General features: G+C 46.1%; 22 protein-coding genes. 5 read left to right on the forward strand and 17 right to left on the reverse strand.

All coding sequences use genetic code 11. From position 1 onward, the window contains the following. Nucleotides 1–52: 52 nt before the first annotated feature. From B5G27_RS10080 to B5G27_RS10120, 9 genes are all read right to left on the reverse strand, one after another. Nucleotides 53–3,403: a DEAD/DEAH box helicase family protein gene (locus B5G27_RS10080; protein ID WP_087178774.1), complete on the reverse strand. Its 3,351-nt coding sequence runs from the start codon at nucleotides 3,401–3,403 to the stop codon at nucleotides 53–55. 123 nt (nucleotides 3,404–3,526) lie between these two features. Next, nucleotides 3,527–4,054 (reverse strand): DUF7010 family protein, encoded by a 528-nt coding sequence (locus tag B5G27_RS10085; protein WP_087178775.1) that lies wholly within the window; start codon nucleotides 4,052–4,054, stop codon nucleotides 3,527–3,529. 97 nt (nucleotides 4,055–4,151) lie between these two features. Then, complete coding sequence (gene xerA, locus B5G27_RS10090; RefSeq protein WP_087178776.1) at nucleotides 4,152–5,120, reverse strand: site-specific tyrosine recombinase/integron integrase; 969 nt, start codon at nucleotides 5,118–5,120, stop codon at nucleotides 4,152–4,154. A gap of 31 nt (nucleotides 5,121–5,151) precedes the next feature. Next, the gene (locus B5G27_RS10095; RefSeq protein WP_087178777.1) at nucleotides 5,152–5,556 is read right to left on the reverse strand and encodes an HI0074 family nucleotidyltransferase substrate-binding subunit; all 405 of its coding nucleotides are present in this window, start codon (nucleotides 5,554–5,556) and stop codon (nucleotides 5,152–5,154) included. After that, complete coding sequence (locus B5G27_RS10100) at nucleotides 5,543–5,845, reverse strand: nucleotidyltransferase family protein (RefSeq protein ID WP_087178778.1); 303 nt, start codon at nucleotides 5,843–5,845, stop codon at nucleotides 5,543–5,545. The genes B5G27_RS10095 and B5G27_RS10100 overlap by 14 nt, the downstream gene beginning before the upstream one ends. A gap of 17 nt (nucleotides 5,846–5,862) precedes the next feature. Then, nucleotides 5,863–6,330, reverse strand: a complete 468-nt coding sequence (locus B5G27_RS10105; RefSeq protein ID WP_087178779.1) for a hypothetical protein — start codon at nucleotides 6,328–6,330, stop codon at nucleotides 5,863–5,865. Next, the gene (locus B5G27_RS10110; protein ID WP_087178780.1) at nucleotides 6,327–6,788 is read right to left on the reverse strand and encodes a DUF3990 domain-containing protein; all 462 of its coding nucleotides are present in this window, start codon (nucleotides 6,786–6,788) and stop codon (nucleotides 6,327–6,329) included. Before B5G27_RS10110 ends, B5G27_RS10105 begins: the two co-directional genes overlap by 4 nt. Nucleotides 6,789–6,790: 2 nt before the next feature. Further along, nucleotides 6,791–7,906: a restriction endonuclease subunit S gene (locus tag B5G27_RS10115; RefSeq protein WP_087178781.1), complete on the reverse strand. Its 1,116-nt coding sequence runs from the start codon at nucleotides 7,904–7,906 to the stop codon at nucleotides 6,791–6,793. 13 nt (nucleotides 7,907–7,919) lie between these two features. Next, the gene (locus tag B5G27_RS10120) at nucleotides 7,920–9,386 is read right to left on the reverse strand and encodes a type I restriction-modification system subunit M (RefSeq protein WP_087178782.1); all 1,467 of its coding nucleotides are present in this window, start codon (nucleotides 9,384–9,386) and stop codon (nucleotides 7,920–7,922) included. Nucleotides 9,387–9,501: 115 nt separating this feature from the next. Here B5G27_RS10120 and B5G27_RS10125 point away from each other — a divergent pair, with 115 nt between their 5' ends. After that, nucleotides 9,502–12,156 carry an MBL fold metallo-hydrolase gene (locus B5G27_RS10125; RefSeq protein ID WP_087178783.1) on the forward strand — a complete coding sequence of 885 codons (2,655 nt, stop codon included), beginning with the start codon at nucleotides 9,502–9,504 and terminating at the stop codon, nucleotides 12,154–12,156. A 120-nt stretch (nucleotides 12,157–12,276) separates the two neighbouring features. Here the strand turns inward: B5G27_RS10125 and B5G27_RS10130 are convergent, their stop codons facing one another. The 8 genes from B5G27_RS10130 to B5G27_RS10165 all read right to left on the reverse strand — a co-directional run bounded on the left by B5G27_RS10130 (nucleotide 12,277) and on the right by B5G27_RS10165 (nucleotide 21,009). Beyond that, a complete protein-coding gene (locus B5G27_RS10130) occupies nucleotides 12,277–15,840 on the reverse strand; it encodes a choice-of-anchor I family protein (RefSeq protein ID WP_087178784.1) in 3,564 nt (1,187 codons plus the stop codon). 136 nt (nucleotides 15,841–15,976) lie between these two features. After that, the gene (locus B5G27_RS10135) at nucleotides 15,977–16,447 is read right to left on the reverse strand and encodes an SdpI family protein (protein WP_087178785.1); all 471 of its coding nucleotides are present in this window, start codon (nucleotides 16,445–16,447) and stop codon (nucleotides 15,977–15,979) included. Between the two features lie 88 nt (nucleotides 16,448–16,535). Continuing rightward, on the reverse strand, nucleotides 16,536–16,919 hold the full coding sequence (locus tag B5G27_RS17075) for a DUF6442 family protein (RefSeq protein ID WP_087178786.1): 384 nt from the start codon (nucleotides 16,917–16,919) through the stop codon (nucleotides 16,536–16,538). A 52-nt stretch (nucleotides 16,920–16,971) separates the two neighbouring features. Then, nucleotides 16,972–18,549, reverse strand: coding sequence for a recombinase family protein (locus B5G27_RS10145; protein ID WP_246612237.1), 1,578 nt, complete (start codon nucleotides 18,547–18,549; stop codon nucleotides 16,972–16,974). A 144-nt stretch (nucleotides 18,550–18,693) separates the two neighbouring features. Then, complete coding sequence (locus B5G27_RS10150; RefSeq protein WP_002334813.1) at nucleotides 18,694–18,888, reverse strand: hypothetical protein; 195 nt, start codon at nucleotides 18,886–18,888, stop codon at nucleotides 18,694–18,696. A gap of 72 nt (nucleotides 18,889–18,960) precedes the next feature. Beyond that, entirely contained in the window at nucleotides 18,961–19,905 is a 945-nt protein-coding gene (gene mobV, locus B5G27_RS10155; protein WP_087178788.1) for a MobV family relaxase, read from the reverse strand. Nucleotides 19,906–20,088: 183 nt separating this feature from the next. After that, nucleotides 20,089–20,484, reverse strand: a complete 396-nt coding sequence (locus B5G27_RS10160) for a replication initiator protein A (RefSeq protein WP_008666017.1) — start codon at nucleotides 20,482–20,484, stop codon at nucleotides 20,089–20,091. 111 nt (nucleotides 20,485–20,595) lie between these two features. After that, entirely contained in the window at nucleotides 20,596–21,009 is a 414-nt protein-coding gene (locus tag B5G27_RS10165) for a cysteine-rich VLP domain-containing protein (protein WP_058722955.1), read from the reverse strand. Nucleotides 21,010–21,383: 374 nt separating this feature from the next. Here B5G27_RS10165 and B5G27_RS10175 point away from each other — a divergent pair, with 374 nt between their 5' ends. The 4 genes from B5G27_RS10175 (at nucleotide 21,384) to B5G27_RS10190 (ending at nucleotide 24,118) form a co-directional block, all read left to right on the forward strand. Further along, nucleotides 21,384–21,896, forward strand: coding sequence for a GNAT family N-acetyltransferase (locus B5G27_RS10175; RefSeq protein WP_087178789.1), 513 nt, complete (start codon nucleotides 21,384–21,386; stop codon nucleotides 21,894–21,896). A 34-nt stretch (nucleotides 21,897–21,930) separates the two neighbouring features. Beyond that, nucleotides 21,931–22,731, forward strand: a complete 801-nt coding sequence (locus B5G27_RS10180) for a helix-turn-helix domain-containing protein (RefSeq protein ID WP_087178790.1) — start codon at nucleotides 21,931–21,933, stop codon at nucleotides 22,729–22,731. Between the two features lie 39 nt (nucleotides 22,732–22,770). Continuing rightward, nucleotides 22,771–23,340: a DNA-3-methyladenine glycosylase I gene (locus B5G27_RS10185; RefSeq protein ID WP_005934810.1), complete on the forward strand. Its 570-nt coding sequence runs from the start codon at nucleotides 22,771–22,773 to the stop codon at nucleotides 23,338–23,340. Between the two features lie 232 nt (nucleotides 23,341–23,572). After that, a complete protein-coding gene (locus tag B5G27_RS10190) occupies nucleotides 23,573–24,118 on the forward strand; it encodes an AAA family ATPase (RefSeq protein WP_087178791.1) in 546 nt (181 codons plus the stop codon). Nucleotides 24,119–24,229: the final 111 nt, after the last annotated feature.

A 24,229-nucleotide genomic window follows, 5' to 3' on the forward strand; every position in this document is an offset into this window, starting at 1 on the left:
GGAGGCTTTCTTCCATCTCCGGCGCTGCATCAATCATCCCATCCCTGCCCTGTTACGCAGTCTCTTCTGAGTTTTTCCTGATCTGAACGGCAATATCTAGTATTCTTTTCGCAGTCCCCATATTATCTTTAAAAAGAACCGGGATGCTGCCCACACTTCGGAACGGTTCCTCTGTCAGGACAGAATTATCTTCTATATTTCCATTGGCGGCAATGTAATCTATCATAAGGCGTACAAAACGGATCTGATGAATATTCAGCCGTTCATCTCTCATAAACTCGCTAAACGCTTCGTTCACTGTCTCCCTGTCAACGCCAACGATTTTTCTCACCAGCCGTCCCACTGGTGTATCTCCGTATTCCTTCTTATAATCCGCCTTTGTTCCGAGCTCTTCCCACAAAATCCTCTCCAGCTCACGCATATCCGAATCGTTGAGTCTCTTATTATGGCGCAGCTTATAAACCGCAAGATTATCCTGATGTTCCTTCAGATAATATTCTACTTTCTTTTTATAATTCTTCAGATCATTCGATATATGTATTGCCGTCCCTTCTTTTTGGGAAATAATGTTATCAGCAAAATCTGTATAATAAATCTTCGTATCCGCTCTGTCAATAAATTGTATCAGATCCCGGAGTGCCTCCCTCACCCCTTCAAGATCCGGGATCACTGCATCATCCCAGAAATCTTTCCCCAAAACTTTTTCTATAATGTATTTCTGCTCTCTCACCTGGGGAATCGTATAACGTCTCTCCAGTTTCTCCGCCGCAGCAATAACAGCGCTGATATTTTTATCTGCATTTCTGCTCTGAAGCTGAGCAAGTTCAATACTGTAAATCAGGTAGTCAAAACGCCGGGCAAGCTCATTATCTTTCTGCTTGACAAGAATCGGGGCTATATGTTCTCTCAGCTCTGATACAGAAACAGATTCCAGTGCCATCCATGATGCCTTCTTTCTATACTTCTCTACATAGCGCCGATGCTGTTTGACACGGGAACTTCTGTTATCCAGGCTGATAACTGTGTGGTTCAGCTCATCAACCAGCTCTGCCCGGTATGCGGCATAATCCTCATCGCTCTGATACTCTGGTGCCTGCAGCTCCCTGGCAATATTGACTTTGCAGTTAAATATCTTTTCGCAGATTGAAGGTTCAATCCTGCTTTCTGTTCCTTTCCTGTCTGCACGGAAGAATTCAAAATTATTACAGAAATCAAAAATCAGGAATTTCTTTTTGTCCAGTCCCGGTCCGAACAGATCCGGGCACAGTCTTGTCCCTCTCCCGATCATCTGCCAAAACTTAGAACAACTTCTCACCTTCTTAAAAAAGACCAGATTCAAAATATCCGGGATATCGATCCCCGTATCCAGCATATCCACAGAAACAGCGATCTGCGGGAGTTTTTCCGGGGTACTGAAATCATCGATCAAGCTCTCTCCATAGCGGATACTGTAATCAATCTGTTTGATGAAATCCGCCCCATACTCAGGAAATAATTTCTGAAAACGTTCTACGATTTTTGCCGCATGCGGGCTGTTTTTGGCAAAGATAATCGTCTTGCCCAATTTATCTCCGCCCTCCACTTTCAGTCCCCGGTCCATCAGCTCACACAGGACTTTATCGATCGTGTCCTTATTGAACAGCCATTCATTTACTGCTGACGCCGAAATATCTTTTTCGATTCTTTCATCATCTTCAAAGGTATCATCAAATTCCTCTTTCTCTTCTTCCGTCAGCTCATCATAATGGATCCCGTCCTCCAGAATCTTCGTTTTATACTCCAAAGTACTGTAATCAACCAGGTATCCCTCTTCGACCGCCTGGTCCAGTTCATATGCATAGGTCGGCACGCCGCGCTCCAAATCAAAAACACCGTATGTATTCTTGTCGATCTCGTCCTTGGGAGTCGCTGTCATTCCGAGAAGCATAGCATCAAAATAGTGAAAGATTTCCTGATATTTTTTATAAATGCTCCTATGGCTCTCATCCACAATGATCAGGTCAAAATGTCCCGGCGTAAACAGTTTGTTCCCATCTTTTCTCCTCGTTTCATCGATCGCATTCATCATGGTCGGATAGGTGGAGAAAATCATGCGGCTCTGTTCCGGATCATCCTTGCTGTCAAGAAGATTGCACAATGTCAGATCCGGCAGCAAATTGCTATAATTATTTTTTGCCTGCTTTACCAGCGCCTTGCGGTCTGCAAGAAATAATATATTTTTCACATAATTATGCCGCCTTAAAACATCAACAATACTGATACTTACCCTGGTTTTCCCGGAGCCGGTCGCCTGCACGATAAGCATCTTCCTGTGTTTCTTCTGTATTGCGTCACACACAGCCGTCACTGCTTCCTTCTGGTACGGACGGTTGGTAATATCGTCCCTGATTTCTATCTGTTCCAGCGGTTTTCTGGTTTTTCTCCTGTCAATATTTAACTGCAGTTCCTCCTTTGTAAAAAAGCCCGAAACCCTCCGCCTTGGATACCCATTATAATCATCAGTAAATTCTATCTCAAATCCATTCGTAGTAAAGATCAGCGGTCTCTGCTGATATTGATTCTGAAGACAGTCCGCATACAGCTTCGCCTGCTGGCTGCCCTCGATCGGATTCTTCTCCATCCTCTTTGCCTCGACCACAGCAAGGGGAAGCCCATTGTCGCTATAGAGCACATAATCCGCATACCCGATGCCAGTGCTATTTGGCATCCCTTTGACTTCAACTTCCTCCAGACAATCTTTCCCAATCTGCCATCCAGCTTCCATCAGATCAAGATCAATATACTTTTTGCGTGTTTCCTCCTCAGAGATTTTGTCGATCTCAAAGGTCCTGTCGGATACATTTTGCCTGCGCAGCTCTGACATCTGCCCGCGCAGACTTTCATTCTCCCGCCGCATTTCCTCCAGTTTACGGTCTTTGCTGCTCAGCTGCCCGTACAGTTTCTTCAACTCTGCCTGGCGTACTTTCTTCCCTCCGCCCTGCTCTAAAATACTTTCATCATATGAGACATCTTCATACTCTTTGCCGTAGCAGTATTCGATCCATTTGCAAAATTCAAACAGATCGCGGAGCGAGAGAACAGCATCATCTCTCCGGATATTTTTATTCGTATGTACTGCTGTATTCCCCAGTTTTACAATAAACTTAAGCATGGGAAACAGCCCTGGTTCAATAATCCGTTGAAAACTGTCTTCATGGATCAAGCTGGAAAGGTTGTCCCGATAAGGGAGATGTAACGCATTCTCATTGATATATACCCAGCGGACAGCAAGTTCCAATGCCCTTCTGGACAATATGGCCGCCGTTGCCGGCGAGATTGTCAGACTTCTCTCTGCTTCTATCGCCTGCCGCGCAAAAGACAGGAACTCCTTATTTTTTGCCAAGAAGTCAAAATTCGTATTCATAGAGCTTCCCCCTTATCATTAGATAACTTACTTTTTACTGATGTATTTATTATGCATCTAAGACAGCAAAAAATCAGAATAAAATATACATTAACAAACAATTTTGAGTTGTTGTGCAAGACATTATATTTTTCTATTTTCTATTATGAGCAATGCTGTAAATATAATTTCAAAAACAAGCATCATTAACGCTAATATCAAACGTGTAGAATTACATCCAACAATCAATGAAGCTATAGGGATAAGAACTGACATAATCATGTAAGTTTTTGATTTATATAACCAACTATATGGTAACAAATGCGCCCCAAAAATCATAGCAATAACCATTAGCATTTTTTCTGGTACTGTTGGATAAATCCACATTGCAATCAATAAATATAAGATTTGATTTATCGAAAATAATATACCTAGATTATTCAGTGGATTGCTTTTGTCCTGAAATTGGATCTTTAATAATTTGGACACCAAAAATGCTAAAGGCAATAGTGGTGCGGTACAACAAAATGTTAGCAAATTCTTGGTAAGAATCGGTAAATCTAAGAATTGTACCATCATCACCAAAAGCCAAATCACAATAGAAGCTGAAATAAAATGAATACCTCTCTTTTGCTTGATAGCACAATCTATTCTTAAATCCTCTAAATTCATAACACGTTTTTCCTCCACAAATTAGAAGCTGTTAACCTCTTTATATCAGTTCAGTCAAATTCAATAGGGTTTTCAAAAAATACTTGCACAAATCCCATCACGCAATATATTTCCTATGAGAAGATTTTACATTACTTTGATTAACCATAGCATATTTCATCGTTGTATCAATCTGCTGATGTCCCAGCAGTTTTTGAACCTGCTCAATAGGCATGCCCTTATCGATTGCCCGTGTTGCCATGGTTCGCCGAAATTTATGCGGATGTATTCGGTCTATATTTAATTTCCTTCCTAACTTTCGCAAACGAATCTCTACTCCACTGATTTTCAGACGATCATATGGATAATTTAAAGAAACAAACAGCGCTTTATTAGAATCCTGTCTGCTGTCTAAATAATTCTGCAAATGCAGTTTTGTTCTGGCATCGAAATATACTTTTCGCTCTTTGTCTCCTTTTCCATAGACAATACATTCACGTTCTTCAAAATTCAAATCATCAATATCAAGATTGACGAGTTCTCCCACTCTCATACCTGTTGAATACAGGATATCAATAATAGCCAGATCTCTTTTTTCTCCACAGTTATCCCGCAGAGTTTCTATATTTTCGTCCGAAATAATCTCCTTTACTGCAGTTTTCGTCTTTATTTTATGTATTCTGCGGACCGGGCTTTTTAAAATATGGTCTTCTTCCTCCAGCCAGGAAAAAAAGCTGGAAAGGTTTCTTCTCACATTATCCACAGTTACTTTACTGCAGCCGTTTTTCGCCTGATATTCAGAAAGATATTCCCGGATCATCTCCGTCGACATTTTTCTCAGGGGCACATCAATTTTCCGAAGGAGTCCTTCAATTGTAACTTTATAATACTGGATCGTTCTGACCGAACACCCTTCTATCTGCTTCGCAGTCAAAAACATTTCCAGATAAGTGTCATTTGTAACTGCTTCTGCCGCCTCATTCGTTCCTTCCAGTCTCTTGATCAAAATTTCCTGAAGCTTCTTCATCTGCGAAACATTCAGATAATCCGACATGTCGTTCAAAATATTGTAGATCTGGTTATCCATCTTCTGATATCTCCTTTTTGCAGAAAGTATATCAGATTTGCGAAAGTACTTCCTCATATTGTTCTGCGATATTTTCACGCAACTTTATAAATTCAGGAATATATCTGTACAAAATATCATTTACAAAACGTTTTGCCGCATCCCCATCATATATGTGAGTCATATCATTTCTCGATTTCAACATATCAAGCCACACATCCTCATCAATAAAATCATACACTTCATATGCAGCTTTTAATATTTCTCTTGGTGACCCGGAATTCGCCGAACTTTTCCCTTCATAGCGGAGCAATTCTTTCAGCACCTTCCAGCTTAGTTCAAATTGAATAAAAAATTTATCAATAATTCCGCTTATAATAAATTCGTTTTTTAAGTCCTCCTGTTCCGCTTTCTGCAGGATTTCCAGGTTGGAAACAAAATTATCAAATTTTTTCATACAGAATAATTCCTTCTTTCTTAATGGAATCCCGGAATTTTCCCGGAGCAGTTTTCTCCAGATTCACAATATCAAAGTTCAGCAAAGTTGATGTTGTCTCTTTAACTTCAAGAATAAAATCAGTAATCCTACCGCCCTCAACTGCCAGATCAATATCGCTCGCCCTCTGATAGTCTCCTCTGGCCCGTGAACCAAATAGGATCACTCTTTTTATGTCATATTTTTCGGCTATCTTCTTAATTTCATCCATCACGACCGGCTTAATTCCACTTTTCTCAAACTTATCCATTTTCTACCTTCTATCTCTCACAACATTTTATTTTCTTTATAACATTCAAAAATATATGATGGATTTTCATAGTATACACTGCTGTTATAGTCGTCAATCTTGGGACTGATAAAAGAATTATATACCTTAAACAATGCGTCTACAATGCTGATATTCTCATCCTCCGCCGTCATTTTTATCAGTCGTTTATATACTTTTCCTATATCCCAATGCGTCGGGACCGCATATCCGCAGTCACCTACATTGTCAAAATTTCCTTCCCGTATTCCTGCTTCTTCTATAAAGTCCTGACTCACTCTGTCAATATTATCGCTGTGATAGACATCCGCCAGGTCATATATCTTTTCAACTCTCTGTTTTCCCAAAGCGTTTACGATATCTTTCCGAGTATTTTTTGTCTTTCTTGCAATATAATCAATCAAACTGCAGGTAAAAAACAGATCATTATCTTTCTTACTCTCTCTTCCAAACTGTCTGTCCGTCATTTTACCACCTCATATCCTCGATATTTCAAACATTTCAGCGCCTCTTCTGTACAAAAATTAATCTGATGAGTCGGATATTTAAATTTAGCCATGATCCAGAACTGCTCCCTGGTAATAACTCCATCGATATAATCAGAAATAAAATTATATATCTGGTCATTCGCCATGGCGCCAATCACAATATCGTGGCTGTGAGGTTTTCCGCTGCGGCAGTCAATAATAAAGTCCAGCCATTCTTCAGACATATCTTTAAATTCTTTAATATCCAAAGAACTATTCATCCGCACATCATAAATTGATACAATCTTTGTATTATATCTTTTTGCCCACCGCTGAGCCTGTTCTTTGATCACAGTGCAATAAAATCCATTTCCAAAATCCTTTGTATTTCGGCCGATGCGTATTTCTGGTCTCTCTACTGCCTTATATCCACCATGATATACTGTCATTATTCCCATACTCACACCCCATTTCCGCCAAAATACTTCTGCATAAGTGCCTTGTTCAAAGTTTCCAGTTCATCGAGGCTCTTCTGGATGGTCAATTTTGATTTGTCGATTTCTCTTACAAACTCCGAAAAATGTTTTTGATTGGTAATGTCAGGTGCTAGCATTTGAATTTTATTCATTGTCGAAATTGGCAATTGTGGTTGCGCAGAACCACTTGCTATTTTCTCTTTAACATCTGCAAGTTTCATCTTAAATTGTTCAATAAAGTATACTTCATCCATAACACCTTGCTTCATTCTAAGAATCACCATTCCTGAATTAATCCTGACATGTTCGTATGGGATTTCATTCGAATAAAAGGCTAAATTTCCTATTGTTCCTCGGGTAGTAAGCACCACATCTCCACGTGTCAATTTCCCCTTGCGGAGAGCTTCATCCTTCTCTCTGGATATAAATGTACATGTGTTAAAATTAAATCCTTGTGGAGTAACATTCTTTGCATTAAGAAATAAACAATCCCCTTCGTTAGAAAGCTCATCACCTTTCGGATAATTTTTTCCTCTATCACCATCAATAATTTCACATAGCTCTGCCATAGATGCAGTGGCTAGTCCCATACTATTTACAATTGGATCACCAAACATCTCGACAAATCGGGATTTAATTAAATAGTCTAATTGATTCAACTCTTTTTTACGCAACTGAATAATGTCGGACACAGTATCTAGTATTTCAACTATTTTATCCTGAGTTACACTATCAGGGTATTTAATACTTGATTGTTTCAGCCACTTAAAATGTCGATTATATCCTGTATTTGGAATATAGACATTTTTCAATGCATAAAATAAATACCTGTAATTTGCATTTTGCAACTTACATCGTAATATCTTAACCCCATCTGCACCTATATAAAATGGTTGATCAATATATTTAAGTATTCTCGTATGATCTCCAAAAATAATTACCGGCAGCTCCGAAAAAAATCCTTCTTTTTTATCAGTATATCCAGCGATTAACTCTTGACCTTGATCTACAATTAAATATTTCCCTTGTTCTTCATATTCATCCGTTTTTAGCTTGGTTCCATATTTTGTTTTATCTTCAAAGATTTCACTAAAATCCATCACATTTTCATCCCTACAAATCCGAATTTAATAATTTTCTCAGTTCCGCCATATTATCCTGTATCTCTTTTTCCAGCTCGTCTATCCGATCCAGAATCACTTCCGGCGGATCATATTCTACCGGTTCATACACGATTTCTTTGTACTTATTGATAGAAAGATCAAAATCATTCTCCCTGATCTCATCTACATCCACAAAAAAGCTCTGTTCTGTCCGTTTTCTTTCTTTTTCATTCTCTCTGTCATGGAACCGTTTGATAATATCTTCGATATCATTTTCTTCAATCGGCTGCCGTTTATCATCAAGAGAGTACCCGTCCGCTTTCATGTCATAGAACCATACCTGATCTGTCCCTCCTGCTCCGGTTTTGGTAAATACAAGGATCGCAGTAGAAACCCCGGCATAAGGTTTGAACACTCCCGAGGGCATGGAGATCACTGCTTCCAATTTGTGATTATCGATGATTTCTTTTCTTATCTGCTTATGCGCTTTACTGCTTCCGAATAACACGCCATCCGGCACGATAACCGCTGCCCGTCCTCCGCTTTTCAGCATTCTGATAAATAATGCGAGAAACAGAAGTTCTGTCTTTTTTGTTTTGCATGCTTTCAGCAGATCAGCCGATACACTTTCATAGTCCAGGCTTCCCTTAAAAGGAGGATTTGCAAGAACAAGCGTATATTTTTCTTTATCTGTATTATTTTCGGAAAGGCTGTCCCTGTATTCAATCTTCGGATTGTCCACTCCGTGAAGCAGCATGTTCATAGCGCCGATCCTCAGCATTGTCCGGTCCATATCAAATCCGTAAAACATATCGTTATTAAAGTGTTCCCGCAGTTCTTTATTCAAAAACAGATCAGCTTCATGTTCCCGGAGATATTCCTGAGCTTCCACAAGAAATCCTGCTGATCCCATAGCAGGATCACAGATAATATCTGACGGATTCGGCTTCACCAGCTCTACCATCATTTTTATAATGTGCCTGGGCGTACGGAACTGCCCGTTTGTTCCTGCTGTTGCAACTTTTGAGAGAAGATACTCATACAGATCTCCTTTACTGTCCTCTTCTCCCAGTTCCAGTCCATCGATTCCATCGATCAATTTCGTCAGCATAGCAGGCGTCGGAATTTTAAAAATCGCGTCTCCCATATATTTGCTGTATGCGGATTCCCCATCCCCATGAAGATTTTTGATAAAAGGAAACACTCCGTTAAGGACAATATCGTATATCTCCTGAGCGTCACCGAGATTTTTAAATCTGCTCCAGCGATATTTCTGGCACTCTTCCGTGAAAATTCCCTGGTACTCTATACCGAGAAAGCTCGCTTCATTTTCTCTTATAGTCTCTGTCTCATCCAATTGCTTTATGAACAACAGATAGGTAAACTGTTCGATCACTTCCAGGGGATTTGTAATGCCTCCTGTCCAAAAAACTTCCCATATTTTATCTACTTTGTTTCTTACTTCGCCTGTAATCATGTATTTTCCCTCTTCAATCAGTCTTTTCTCTTCGATTCATTCTATCATAAAATCCCTTCCCGTGCTACAATGGACAGGTATCTGAAAAAATCCCAGACAAAGAGAGGTTTACAGAATGAAATTACATTTTTTAGGCGGCGCCATGGAGATTGGCGGAAGCTGTATATATCTGAACATAGCAGGGAAGCGGATCCTTATGGACTGCGGGATCCGGCAGTCCGGGACAAAAGATCCCCTCCCCGACTTTGCAGTTATCCAGGCGCATGGCGGGCTGGACGCGATCCTGGTCAGTCATGCCCACATGGATCATATCGGAACGCTCCCGCTCATCAGCAAAGCATATCCGGATGCGCGGATCTATATGACCGCCATGTCTGCGGATCTGACGAGAGTCCTTCTCTACGACAGCCTGAAGATCATGAATTACCGTGAAGATGAGATCCCACATTACACAGAGCAGGATGTCCTCTCTATGTTAAACCGCATCACCCCCGTCAGGTATCAGACCGCCATGCAGATATCTGACGGCTTTACCGTCACCTTCTATCCGGCGGGGCATATCGCAGGCGCGGCCTGCATGAATATCATGACAGATGAGGGCACTGTTTTTTACTCCGGAGACTTTTCCTCTTTCTCCCAGCGCACTATTGAGGGGATCCACATTCCCAAACTGCGGCCCGACGTCTCTATTGTGGAGACGACCTACGGCACCAGGCTCCACTCGAACCGCCAGGTAGAAGAGCGCAGGCTTGTCTCCCTGGTCAGCGAATGCGTAAAAAGCAGGCAGAAGATCCTGATCCCCTGCTTTGCCCTCGGCAGGGCACAGGAAGTCCTGCTGATCCTGCGCGCTGCCATCCAGAACGGGGATATTCCCGCTGTGCCCGTATATGTGGACGGCATGGTCCGGGACATCAACGCCATGTACACGCGCAACCCCACCTTCCTGAAAAACGCACTTGCCAGAAGGATACTGAAAGGGAACGAGCCATTCTACACAAAGGAGATCCAGCCGGTGGCGCCAAACCAGAAGCGTGATGAACTTCTCGCAGGCAGCGACCCGGTGATCATCGTCTCCAGTTCCGGCATGCTAACCGGCGGTCCCAGCGCACAGTATGCCCAGAAGCTTGTCTCCTCGGAAAACGCCTGCATCATCATCACCGGCTATCAGGATGAAGAGTCGCCGGGAAGGCAGCTTCTGAACCTGCTGGGCTCCTCTCCCGTCCCCGGATCTGTCCCGGGAAATGCCTCATCAGAAGATACAGCAGCAGGGATCATGCTCCCGGAGAGGAAGCTCACCCTCAACGGGACTTCCTGTCCGGTCAGATGCCGCATCGAGCAGGTCGGACTCTCGGCACACGGCGATAAGGCTGAGATCACTGCGCTTTTGGATCGTCTCTCCTCCCGCCGCGTTTTCCTTGTGCATGGAAACGAAGACGTGATCCATGAACTGGGAAACGAGCTCGCTTCAGAGGATTTCCGGCGGCATGTATATCTCCCTGAATGCGGACAGGAATACGAAGTCACGCTCCACACAAAACGAAAGCAGCTCTCCTTTGTCCCTACATTTACCATGCAGAAAGCCCGGGCATTCTCTGCCGATGACGCGGAGCTTCTGTGGGATTATTGGAGAGAACACTATCCGGGAAAGCGGTTTCCCGTCTCCCAGATCGCATTCATCTGGTACGGGAAAAAGATAACCGATGACACTGTCCTCCAGGAAATGCAGGACATCCTTCTGGACAGCATCTATTTTTCTCCGAACATGCGCCAGCTCTTTCTCTTTGAAACAAATACAGAGGAAGACGTGGCCGGGGCGCTGGCGCCGAAAGAATTGACGATCCAGGACATCGAAGCTTATATCCGGAAGATTTTTACCGGTTGTGGTTACCGCAGGATCGGATATCATACAGACGCGAAAAAAGTGCTTCTCCTCTTTGACTATCCGGACAGCCTGGACACAGAAGATTTTAACCGCCGGGCACAGCAGTTTGAGGATGAAACAGGATGGACGGCAGCCGTCAACCCTTCGATGAACCACAGCGCGGCAGGCAGTCTCCTGCATACGCTTTTTTCAGACAGGCTCGGAAAGATTTCCTATTACAGCGAGCGGAAAAGTTATGCGGTCAGCCTGACTGCCTCCTCAGAAAACGACGAAGCAGCGGGAGCCGAATTCTGCAGGACGACCGGATGGTCCCTGACCATAAACGGGCATCTGTACGGCAAAACCGGGCTCGCGGCAGCCGGCGCGCCTGTCGGCTGCAATACGTCACCCGGAAGCACAGCAGCCGGGGCCGGGGATCCGGGCGCCGGGATCAGCACAGACAAAAAGAGCGAGTTCATTCCTGCCTCTGATTCCTCCGGTCCGATCGAACAGAATCTTGCCCTTTCCTGCATTGACTATGAATTTGCTTCTGTTCCCGGCAGACCTGAAAAGAAGGGCCTGAAACAGGACCCTCAGGGGAAATATATCGAACTTAGCTTTCTGTCGCCTGAAATCGGGTTCCGCTCCCGTGATGTAATTCAGAGGTGTGCAGACCAGACCGGATGGCGCATCCGCATCGCGGACAAGGTCAACCAGATGACTCTCTCCCAGAATGCGGTAAGCCTCTGCGCGAAGTACGGGATCAGCCTGAAAAAGAATCCGTCTTATCTCCCCATGGAGAAGGCGATCGCACTTAAGCCCGCCGCTGAAACCAATCCGGAAACAATCGCGGAAATACAGAAGGAATTCTTCGAAAAGACAGGCTGCGCCTGTACGTTTTCCCTGTAGGATCCCATAACTGCAGGATCCCATAAAAACATGCAGCCGGAAGCCCTGAACAAGACTTCCGGCTGCATGCTTTTGATTAATAAAATATATCTCTCAAAACACTTCTCTTAATTTTACTGTCTATCTGTCGGATCTTCTGCGTCCGGCCATCACTGCCATCCCTGTTGCTGCCGCCGCGGCAAAAACAAACATGCAGCATACGCCCGCAAAATTCTGGTCTCCTGTCTTCGGAGCATCCTTTCCGGCGTCTTTATCCGCTTCTCCGCTGCCCGGCTGATCCTGGCCCTCTCCCGGCTCCTGACTGCCGCCCGGTTCCTGTCCGCCCGGCTTATGCGTATCATCCGGGTCTTCTTCTCCCGGCTGTCCGCCCGGTTCCTGAGCCGTGCCCTCTGTCAGCCTGTAAGCCGCCACAGTGCCGGACACCTCGCAGGACGCCAGCAGATACGCATTTCCGTCCGCGCTGTCCACCGCCGGGATAAAGCACAGCCCCTCCGGAGAATCATCCCCGGCGATATCCTGGCTGAAATCTCTGGAATTGATATAATTCACAAAGCTGCTCTGCTCCGGCTCCGTGATGTCATATACCATCACTCCGCCGACTCTCTCAAGCCCCACAAAAGCATAGGTCTTCTCTCCCACGGTCCCCACTGTGACACTCTCCACCTCAGGTCCCTTCTTTCCGGAACGGTCATCCATGGTCTTGTCGTCATTGGAACAGTTGAAGTTCTCCGGTACATAGACAGCTGTCTTTTCCTCAAACTCACTGCCGCTGTCATACACTTCCGTGATCCCGTTTTCATCTGCCCTGTATACTGTGAAGGAACGGCCGCCGAAGAGATAGTCCAGGCCTTCATCCAGCCCGTCATAGTCACTGCTGTCAAAGAACACGACCTTGCCTGTGAGGCCGCTGTTCTCCGCTGTGATCTTTCCGCTCGGGGAAGTCTCTCCGTCCTTGAAGTTACGCTCTGTTTCGTTCAGATAATCGCCCCATTCTCTGGAATCGCCCTCATTCGCCGTCACAAGGTAATCCACCCCGTCTGCGCTGTACAGCGCGATGCTGTCCGGCATGCGGATCCCCCTCAATGAGCCGTAAGTTTTCGGATCGTATGCCTCGTCCTTTTTATCAATGTCCACCGCCACTTTGCTGTGGTCCTCATATCCCGCGGAATAGATCCCTGTTACCTCAGCGCTGTCAAGATCGATCACTGCGATCGCGTTTGCCTCCTGGAGCGTTACGTACGCCGTGTCATTTCCCGCCGCGATATATTCCGGTTCCAGATCCTCGGACGGATCCGCGCCTTTTTTCAGGATAATGCCTGCGTCTGTCAGTTCCTTCCGCTCTTTTGCACTGTCATATGCAGTGAAATCCGCGTTCACCGCCGTGCCGTCCTCTATATTGATCACGGTCACCGTACCTGCCGGGTCTGCGGCGCCGTCCGCGTACCCTTCCCTCGGCTCTCCTTCATTTGCAGTGAGGATCTTTGTGTCATCCGGGGTAAATGTCACCATATCCGGCTGCACACCTGTCTCATATGCCTCCGCAAATGTCAGTGTGCCGTCCTCATTACATGTAAACACTGCCACGCGCCCGTTGTCCGCATATCCTGCCGCCTGCACAGCCACAGCAAGCTTTGACCCGTCCGCCGAGACAGCGACCGAAGTCATATCGCCATAGGCAAAGCCTTCACAGTTCTCCTCCACAAGGGACTTTACATCGATATCATTCCCGTCCAGGAGATCCACATTTTCACTGTCCGCCATATCTTTCAGTGCGATCGCTGTCAGGTTCCCTGTCTGGCCGTTGACTGCATATGCCCATCCGGTCTCTGTATTATAGTCAACGATCTCCATCACTCCGCCGTCCGCATTGGACATCCCGGCGTCATAGCGCGCATCCTGGATCAGGTCCAGAGAAGCCTTTCCGTTTTCTTCCCCTGTGGTCTTCTCCCCGCCGTCCGCATTCTTTGCCACACTGAAAGAGTCGATCAGCTCACTGTCCGGGTCCGCACTGTCTCCCGCCAGGTTGTACACATTTACGGAAATCTTATTTCCCTTTACATCAAACACCGCGTAGCTCGGACTGTACTCCTGGTTCCACTCCTGATTGCCGTAGGGAAGGTTCCCTGCCAGATATTCCGCGGATCCAGTCTCCCCGTTCGCAAGGCGCGGATAATCCGCATTATTCGTCTTGTCCAGAGAGGCAAACGGAGTGTAATACTGCATGTCAGAGCAGCAGTTTCCCGTCAGATAGATCGTCCCGTCCGGGTCATGGAATGTATCGAGACGCTCTGCATTTCTCTCACCGTTCTTGAGCACATAGCTTCTGGAATACACGTGGTCATGTCCGCCGAGGACAAAATCCACGTCAAACTCATCCATCACCTGCTCAAATCCCGCGTCCACATAATTCTCAATATCAGAATCCGCCGCATGTTTTGCGACTGTCTGCGTAGATTTGTGATGCGTTACGATCAGCCAGTCATACTGGCCCGCATACTCGGAAACCGCCGCATTCATGGTCGTCCGGAAGTTCTCCACCATTGCCTCTGCCTCGGAATTGTCCTTTGACGCGCTGGGAACGCTGGCGTTCCCGGCATTCTCCCCGTCATTTCCGCCCGGATACGCCCCGGTGTTCAGAGTAACGAAAAGAACATTGTCATAGAGGTAATAATAATTGCCTTTTGTCTCCATCTCGCGGCGCTCTGTGAAATCGTACTGCCCTTCCGCATTCGGGGTCACTCCGTTCGACTCAGAATTACCAGCAATCTCATCTGCTGTCGCCTGGATATAATTCCCATGGCTCTGGCTTGTCCCATTGTTCTGTCCGCGGAATGTGGTCTTTACCTGTTCCAGCACGCCGTCCTCATCCATTCCTGCCACAGACATCTCATTGGGCAGGTTAAAATGATCTGCGAACATATAGTGCCTGTCATGGTTTCCCACTGCCGGCGCATATGCGACCGAGGCCATCTCTTCCGGGGCAAAGAACGCCGCGTACTCGCTCGATTTCCCCCAGCTCTGGTCCTCCACCTGGTCTCCCGCTGACACGACAAGGTTCACGCCTTCTTCCGTCAGCTTCTCCATCATGGACGCCCAGCCGGTCTGATTCGTCCCGTCTGCGGGATTCCATCCCTGATCGTCATTGGACTGATCCTCCTTGATCTGCGGATCACTGGTAAACCCGAACCGGAAGCCGTCCGTACCTGCCGTGGTATATGTATATCCCCCGAGCCAGGACGCGCCGCCGTCATACGAGATCTGATAAGTATACGCCGTCTCCGGTTCCAGGCCATCCACACTCGCCTTGCATACCATGAGCCCGGTATCTGTATATTTCCCTGTATCCAGCTTTGTCGGCGCTGTCAGGGCACTCACGGAAGCTTCCGCCGTAATCTCCCCCGCCGCGCTGCTGAACTTCACCACCGCACGCTCCGTGCCTGCCGGAGCATACCAGTTCAGGTTGACGGATGCCTCCGTCTCTCCAGGCTGCAGTGTCAGGTAGCTGATGTCTGCTGTCCCGTTTTTCACTTCCGGCGCCGCTGTCTCAGATCCCGACATCCCTGCTGATCCCGCCGTCCCTGCTAATCCCGCCGGTCCGGGCTCTGCCGATACCAGGATCCCCTGGGCACATATCATGGCCGCTGCAAGGGTAAATGCCGCAGTTCTCTTCCAACTGTTTTTCATAACTATCTCCTCCGTGCTTTTTTCTGTTCCATTTGCTGCCGAGGAGATTATATATGCAGAATGTAAAATCTTATGGCATATTTTATTTAATCTATGTTAAAACAAAGCAACTGATAACCGGAAGAGAAACTCTCTGTCATTTCTCTCTTCTGCGAAGCATCCGCAGCGGAAGGAGCACCGTCACCGCCACCGCAAGCGCACCGCCGATGATCAGCACAGCCGTGCCCGCTGCATTCCCCGCGCCAGCCGAGATCAGGAAACGGGGAACCAAAAGGAATACCACTGTAAAGAGCATGCACAGCTTCCCGCAGACACCATTGGCATATTCCCAGGTTTCTTTACTTTTCATCGCTTCTTTTACATGGTACCCGGCCTTCATATCAGGATAAGAAGAGCGGCTGCGCAGCACAACGATCCCCGCCGCCGCAAAGATCAGGGCAAGTATATGATAGATAACGATCAGGATTTCACTCATATTGTTTTCTTCCTCGTATACGGTATAACCGTCTTTCCATATGTCTTTACGGCTGATATAAAAAATATACCGTTCCGGGAGCTCACTGTAATCCCGGCCCTTTCTCAGGGTTTCTTTTTTCTTATCAGTCATATTGTATCTTTCGGCTGCGATGATACAAGCTGGGTATATTTTAGCATATGGATTTTCCAATGTAAATTGCTATGGATTTACATTATGTCTACCATGTATTCACAAAAAATCCTATCAGGCTTCCCACTGTACCGATCATCCCGCATATGACAATAACGAGTGACATTACATCTCTTGATGTCCGATATCTGAAATAGTAAACGACCGTACTGTATACAACAATAAGCGACAAAATCCCGGCACTTTCAATGTGTTTTACCAAACAGTAGATAAGGAGCAGTATAGCCAGCGGATAAAACCCGATATATCCATATCTAAAACTTTTCAAATAATTCAGTTCAGCAAAACTGATCAGATTTTCCCCACACTTTTTTCTGTATGTATTATCAGAAATAATCGCACCGTTTAACAGATCATTCACATCGATTTTCAGCATACGGCTGAGAGGCTGCAGCAATGCCAGATCTGGCATAGACCGCCCCGTTTCCCTTAGTTAAAGATATTGTTGGGTATCTCAAGATGTGTCATTCGATTTTGCCGATAAAGCGGTAGAAGATTTCCACTTCCTGTTCCCGGCTTCCGTCCTCACTTTTGACCGCTTCATGGACAAGGATTTTTTCAATCAGCGTATTCAGAAGTTCAGCCGTCAATTCTGTGGGATTGACATACTGTTTCATCAGACCTATCCACTTTTCAGCGTCAACCGCTGTCTGGGCGGCGGCCTCCATCGCTTCGTGAAGCCGTTCAATTTTTGCGTCCAATTCTCGCTGTTCGCCCTGATACTTTTCGGACAGCATATTGAAATTGTATTCTGTAATGCGTCCGGCAGACCAGTCCTCATACATTTTTGCAAACAGGGTGTCTACTTCTGCTTTGCGCTTTTCCGCCTTTTTCAGTTCGGCTGTCTGCCGCTTCCTTGCAGTATTGCGTTCCTTGTCGCTGGCGTTAAGTAGCCGTTTCAGAAGTTTGTCCCCATCCTGCTGTGCCAGCACAGACCAGTATTGCAGACGGGAGAGGACATAGGCGTAAAGCACATCATAGCGGATATAGTGCATGGAGCATTGGCGTGTGCCCTGTCCATACTTGCTACAATGATAATGGGCATAGGGATTTTTGTTCTGGCTGTTCATACCATAGGCCAGCGACCAGCCGCAGTCCGCACATTTTACCAGCCCGGAAAATATCTGCGTTGTGCCGTTCTTCTGCCGTCTGCGCCTGTTGCAAATCTGCTCCTGTACTTGACGGAACACATCTTCGGAAATAATCGCTTCGTGGGTGTTCTCCACACGATACCATTCCTCTTTTGGCTTGCGTACTTTCTTCTTGTTTTTGAATGAAATGTTGGTCTGCTTATTGTGGACGCTGTGTCCGATATAGGTTTCCTCTTTCAGAATACTTTTTACCTGCGCTATCGTCCACGCATAGGCTTTTTCCTCCGGCGCTCCGGCATAGATATTTGCGAAAGTGCCGTATCTCTGGAAATTCAGCCAGCCGGGAGTAGGTACTTTTTCTTCGACCAAAATCCGTGTAATGCTGGCGGCTCCCCGGCCATGAACGGCAAGGTCAAAAATCTTTTCGATAATCCACCTTGTTTCCGGGTCAATCAGAAGATGGCCTTTCTTATCTGGGTCTTTGACATAGCCAAGCGGAGCATAGGCTCCATAGTGTGCGCCATTTGCGAACCGTGTCCGCATGGCCGCCTTTACCTTTTTGCTGGTCTGGCGGGCGTGCATTTCATTCAGAATGTTGAGGAATGGGGCAAGCTCATTCTCTCCGTTGATGGTGTCCACATTGTCATTGACAGCGATATAGCGGACGCCTTTGCTGGGAAAGTAGATTTCCGTGTACTGGCCGGTCAGAATGTAGTTTCTGCCTAAGCGGGATAAATCCTTCGTAACAACGCAGTTGATTTTCCCGTCCTCAATGTCATCAATCATTCTCTGAAAATCCGGCCTGTCAAAGTTCGTTCCAGACCATCCATCGTCGATATATTCATCTATGACATTCAGGCCATGCTCGGCGGCATATTGCCGGAGCATCATGCGTTGTGTCTGAATACTCCCGCTTTCTCCTTGCAGTTCATCGTCCCGGCTCAATCTCATATAAAGCGCCGTGTTGTAAATCGTAGTATTGTAAGGTTGTTTCACCGTAAAAATCCTCCTTCTAAAGAAACAACCCACGCTTACAATACTTTTGCTCTATGGCAATTATATCATAAGCGTGGGCGTGTTATCAATGATGGGCTATCAGGTTGAAGCGGCTTTTTCTGCGGTATGCCGCACCACATCTACAATCAGATCACCGAGGGGCTTCCCGCCTGCGGCGAAGTGTTCGGAGATTTTTATACGGTTGTTCCCACATACAAAATACTGCGTGCCGTTCTCTGCTTGTATAACCTGCCCTGTTCGGGGTGTAAAAATATCGCTTTCACTTTTTGCCATCCAGTGTCCTCCATATTCAGTTTTCAAGGTACAATGCCGCACAAAGGCGGCGAAAATTTCTGCTTATATCTATCACCTTTCCTTTACCGTGTGCCGCTGCTGACGTTTCAGTTCCGCCAGTATATCCGGCGGGATACGGTCAACCAGCCGCTGTAAATTGTCCAGTTCGCTTTTCAGCTTTGCCCGTTCCATCGTATCTTTCATCTTTCCTTTTTCGCTGGCCTTTGCCCTTGCTTCCAACTTCTCATTCTCCGCCAGCAGGTCATTGATTGTGACCTTGTACTTTTTCAACTGCCCGGAGAAATTCTCCATCTGCGGGAACCACTTTTTCAGCATGGAGAGGGCTTCCTCTTTTTTCTTTCCGGCGTTCAGCGGGTTAATGCCGTCCAGTGTGGCTTCAATGGCTCTTGCCTGCCGGGAGAGGGAAACCGCCTGTTTGAAAAGCCGGGTGGGGATATGCTTCCGGCCTGTCCTGCTGGCGCTCTCCCCACGCTCCAAGTCAGGATATTTCTCCACCATATAGGCGTGAAAATCGTCCTGCCACTTCGTCAGGTTTGCCCGGTTGCCGATAATCTCCTTTGCACACAGGCGGTTGTCCTTTGTCAGCGGAACAAAGGTCAAATGCAGGTGGGGCGTTTTCTCGTCCATGTGTACCACCGCCGACACGATATTTTCCCGTCCTACACGGCCAATGAGGAACGCCGCCGCCCTTTGGAAGAACGCCTGTATCTCCTTTGGGGATTTCCCCTTGAAAAACTCCGGACTGGCGGTTATCAGCGTATCGACAAACCGGGTGCTGTCCTTGCGGGTTCGGCACCCGGCCTGCTCAATCCGGCTCTGAATGAAGTGGTAATAGCGTCCCTCCGGCTTGACGATATGGAAGTTATATTTACTACGGCTGGTGTCAATGTCGGGGTTGCTGGCGTATTGTTCTTTCTGCCGTTCGTGATGGGCTTCCAGCGGCCTTGCCGGATTACCCTTGTGCTTCTCAAACCGTAAAATTGCGTGTTGTGCCATTCTGCTCCTTTCCCCATTCCTTTCCTATCCGGGGTTTTCCACAGGGAAAATCCCGCCGGAATTATCTCTGATACGATAGGAATGGAATGGATATAAATCAATCATTTTAATCTTTGTATTTCTATATACCGTCCGGTTTTCGTACTTCTCAAGATTGATTTCCGTACTTCAAGGGTACGGTTTTCAGTCCTCCGGCGTACCAGAACGGGATTTCTTAAAGTCGGTGTTTGGAACCGCTTCATAGGATTTTGGGAAAATGCGGTTGGGTTTTCCACAGCCCTGCTTCTGGATCTCCACCAGTCCGGCGTATTGCAGTTCCCGCAGGGTATTCACCGCTTTCTGCCGCCCACAATGGAGCAGTGTGACCACTTCACAGATAGGGTAATACAGGAAAATCCGTCCGCAGTCATCTGCCCACCCATTCTTGCGGGATAACTCTGTCCGGCGCAGGATAAAGGCATACAGAACCTTTGCCTCGTTGGACAGAGGCTTGAATGTAGGGGCTTCAAAGAGGAAATTCGGGAGCCGGGTGAAGCTGAACGCCTTTTCCGGCTGATGGATATAGATGGTATTTGTCATAGTTCGTTTTGTGGACGGTTAGAAGCCCGTTTTCCGGGGCGGGCGATACTTTATACCACCAGCCCCGGTTTGGGGCTTGCAAAGCCTGATAAATCAAGGCTTTTTTCGCTCCTAACTGTCCACAGCAGACCTCCTTTTCCGTTCACTTTCTGTTTTCTGCCGCCTGTGAACTCTGGCGGCACAGCCGGGGCAGTATTTTGCCCGGTTGGATTTAGGGACGAACACGCCGCCGCAGACCGCACAGCGTTTCAAGTCCTTATCCCGGAAAATTTCCGCTTCCAGCGTCCCGTCCAGCGGCAAGACCGCCCAGCGGAACCACTTACAGCAGACCGAGAAAGAAATCGTCTGCGGGCAGGTGCAGGTGTCCCCATCATCAAGGACAATGCAGTTGCCGTCCTCACAGCAACAACACTCCCGGCGTATCAGGCTGGCCGCCTGTTTTCTCTGCGCCGGTGTCATGCGGTAAAGGGAACCGTCCGGCCTGCGTTCCAGCGGCGGCAAGTCTTTATAGGGGTTATCTCTCATGCGTTCCCTCCATTTTGCTTTCCGTTGCCGTTCCCCCCGAAAAGTTTTCCTGCCCCATTCCTGCGGCATGTTCCGGCGTTGGCACGCTCCCCATAACTTCGGGACAACTTGTCCCAAAGTGACCTCTGGACAAAGTGTCCAGAAGTCGGCTCCTTGCGGTGCTTCCCCAGCCGGGGCATCCTTTTTCGGACGGTCATTCTGTTTTCAAGGTGCTGTCCATCGATGAACTACCATAAGTCTACACCTAAATGACCGTCCGTCCCGTATATCCGAAAGGTAGGAAATCGGCTTAAAAAACAGGCTATTTCCACGCTCTTGGAATTGTGGTAAAATGATAAGTACGAAGAGACAAATCGGAAGTTGCGGAGGAAAATATGATTTGTAAAATAAGAAAATGGTTATTGTCAGATGCGGAAGATTTGACCGTGGCTATATCCAATAAAAAAGTTCAAGACAATCTTCGAGATGGCATACCATATCCTTATACAGTACAAGATGGAATAAATTTTATTTCTGCTATGCTTTCTGCTGATGAAAATGACACCTTTGCTTTTGCTATTACGGTAGATGAAAAAGCAATCGGCAGTATTGGCGTTTATCGTCAGGAAAATATACATAGACAAACTGCCGAGTTAGGATATTATATTGCAGAAGAATACTGGGGCAAAGGAATTATGACCGAAGCCATAAAACAAATTTGCCAACATGTTTTTCAAAAGAGTGATATTATTCGCATCTATGCAGAACCTTTTGCTTACAACATAGCATCGTGTAGGGCGCTTGAAAAAGCAGGTTTTCAATACGAAGGGACATTGAGAAACAATGCTGTAAAAAATGGAAAAGTTATTGATATGAAAATGTATTCCATACTGAATACGGAACTGTAACTTCCCATTTATCGGGCAGACAGGGAGGGGGAGCATGGAACTATCCATACAAGAACGATTGAAAGACCTGCGTGTGGAGCGCGGACTGACGCTGGAACAGCTTGCGGAGAAAACCCATCTCTCCAAGTCCGCTTTAGGCAGTTATGAGGGGGACAACTTCAAGGACATCAGCCACTATGCCCTTATTGAACTGGCAAAGTTCTATGAAGTGACTGTTGATTATCTGCTGGGCCGTTCTCAAACAAGAAATCACCCAAACGCCGATCTTGCAGACCTGCATTTGAGTGATGATATGATTGAACTATTGAAAAGCGGGCTGGTGGACAATTCCCTTTTGTGTGAACTGGCGACCCACCCGGATTTTCCCCGGCTCATGGCCGACCTTGAAATCTATGTGAACGGCGTGGCGGGAAAACAGGTACAGAGTGCAAACGCCATTGTGGACGCCGTGAGTGCAACGATTATGAAACAACACAATCCCGGCTTGACTGACCCGCAGTTAAGGCAGCTTATCGCCGCCCATATTGACGATGACAGCTTTTGCCGCTATGTGATACAGCAGGACATAAACAAGATAGCCCTCGACCTGCGGGAAGCCCATAAGGACGATTTTTTCAGTGTCTCAGAGGACAACCCACTGGAAGATTTCTTGCAGACCGCAGAGGAAACCACCAGAGAGGACAGCGACCCGGAGCAGGCGGCTATGGCATTTATCTGTAAGCGGCTCAAGCTGAACTATGGGAAGCTGTCAGAGGAAGAAAGAAAGTGGCTAAAAAGAATTGCACAAAAGTCGGACTTGCTGAAAAATCCAAAGCCGCAGCGGGGGAGAAAATAAGTGGGCGACAAAAACAAATTTTACAAAACGGAGGATACCATGAAGAAAGACGATAGAGAAAGATGTTCGTGGGCAACCACAGAACTCTATAAAGAATACCATGATGAGGAATGGGGAAAGCCCGTTCATGATGATAGAAAACTATTTGAAATGTTGGTTCTTGAAGGTATGCAAGCCGGATTATCATGGCTGACGATATTAAATAAAAGAGCTGCATTTAAGGAAGCCTTCAACGAGTTTGATTATCAAAAAATTGCTCTCTATGACGAAACTAAAATTGATGAGTTAATGCAAAATCCCAATATTGTTCGCAATAGATTAAAAATTAAGTCGACAATCACAAACGCACAGCAATTTATCAAAATCCAAGAAGAATACGGAAGTTTTGATAAGTTTATTTGGTCTTATGTTAAGAATAGACCGATTCATAATCATTTCAAATCGGAAGCGGACATTCCTGCAACAACGCCACTTTCAGATAGAATCAGTAAAGACTTAAAAAAACGAGGCTTTAAGTTTGTAGGCAGCACGATTATATATGCGTATATGCAGGCAATCGGAATTGTAAATGACCATGTGAAAGGTTGCTATTTGTATGTACCAGAATAATTCAATATTTCGGTACAATTTATCGAGAGATAGCAAAGCCAGCCGAGCCAGTCAACGGTCAAGATGAACGGCGCATAAATGCGCCGCCGTTGACAGTCCCGCCTGGCTTTGCTGATGGGTAGTCAAGGCGGAAAAGCCCTAAAATGGCTTCCCGCCCATTTCAATCTTGAGAGAAGAAACGCTGCAAAATCAGAAAGAGAGCGGTAAATCTGAATTGCGAGGGAGAATGTAGATGAATCAAGGAAGAATTATTGTGATTACAGGTTCGCCGGGAACAGGAAAGACAACAACTGCGTCGATTGTCGCAAAAGAATCGAACATGGATAAATCTGTGCATATGCACACAGACGACTTTTTTCATTATTTAAGCAAAGGAGCAATACCGCCGCATTTACCAGAGTCCAACGAACAAAATTTAGTTGTCATTGAAGCCTTTTTAGAAGCTGCAAAGCGCTATGCCCGCGGCGGATATGATGTAATTGTAGATGGAATTGTCGGGCCGTGGTTTTTAGAACCATGGAGAGCCCTTGTTCGAGAAGATTATGAAGTACACTATATTGTTTTAAGAGCCAGTAAAGAAGAAACTATGAAACGAGCTGTGGAACGTTCAAAATTAGACAGAAAAACAAATGTTGAATTAGTAGAAACAATGTGGGAGCAATTTTCCGGTTTGGGAGTATATGAATCAAATGTCATAGACACAACTACATTCACAATTAAAGATACGGTTTCCGCAATAAAAGAAAGAGTTGCATGTGGGACGTCTTTACTATCTTAGACATTCCCATTTGTCAGGAAGATAGCAAAGCCAGCCGAGCCAGTCAACGGTCAAGATGAACGGCGCATAAATGCGCCGCCGTTGACAGTCCCGCCCGTCTTTGCTGATGGG

This window comes from Lachnoclostridium sp. An76, from assembly GCF_002161355.1.
Taxonomy (GTDB): domain Bacteria; phylum Bacillota; class Clostridia; order Lachnospirales; family Lachnospiraceae; genus Mediterraneibacter; species Mediterraneibacter caccavium.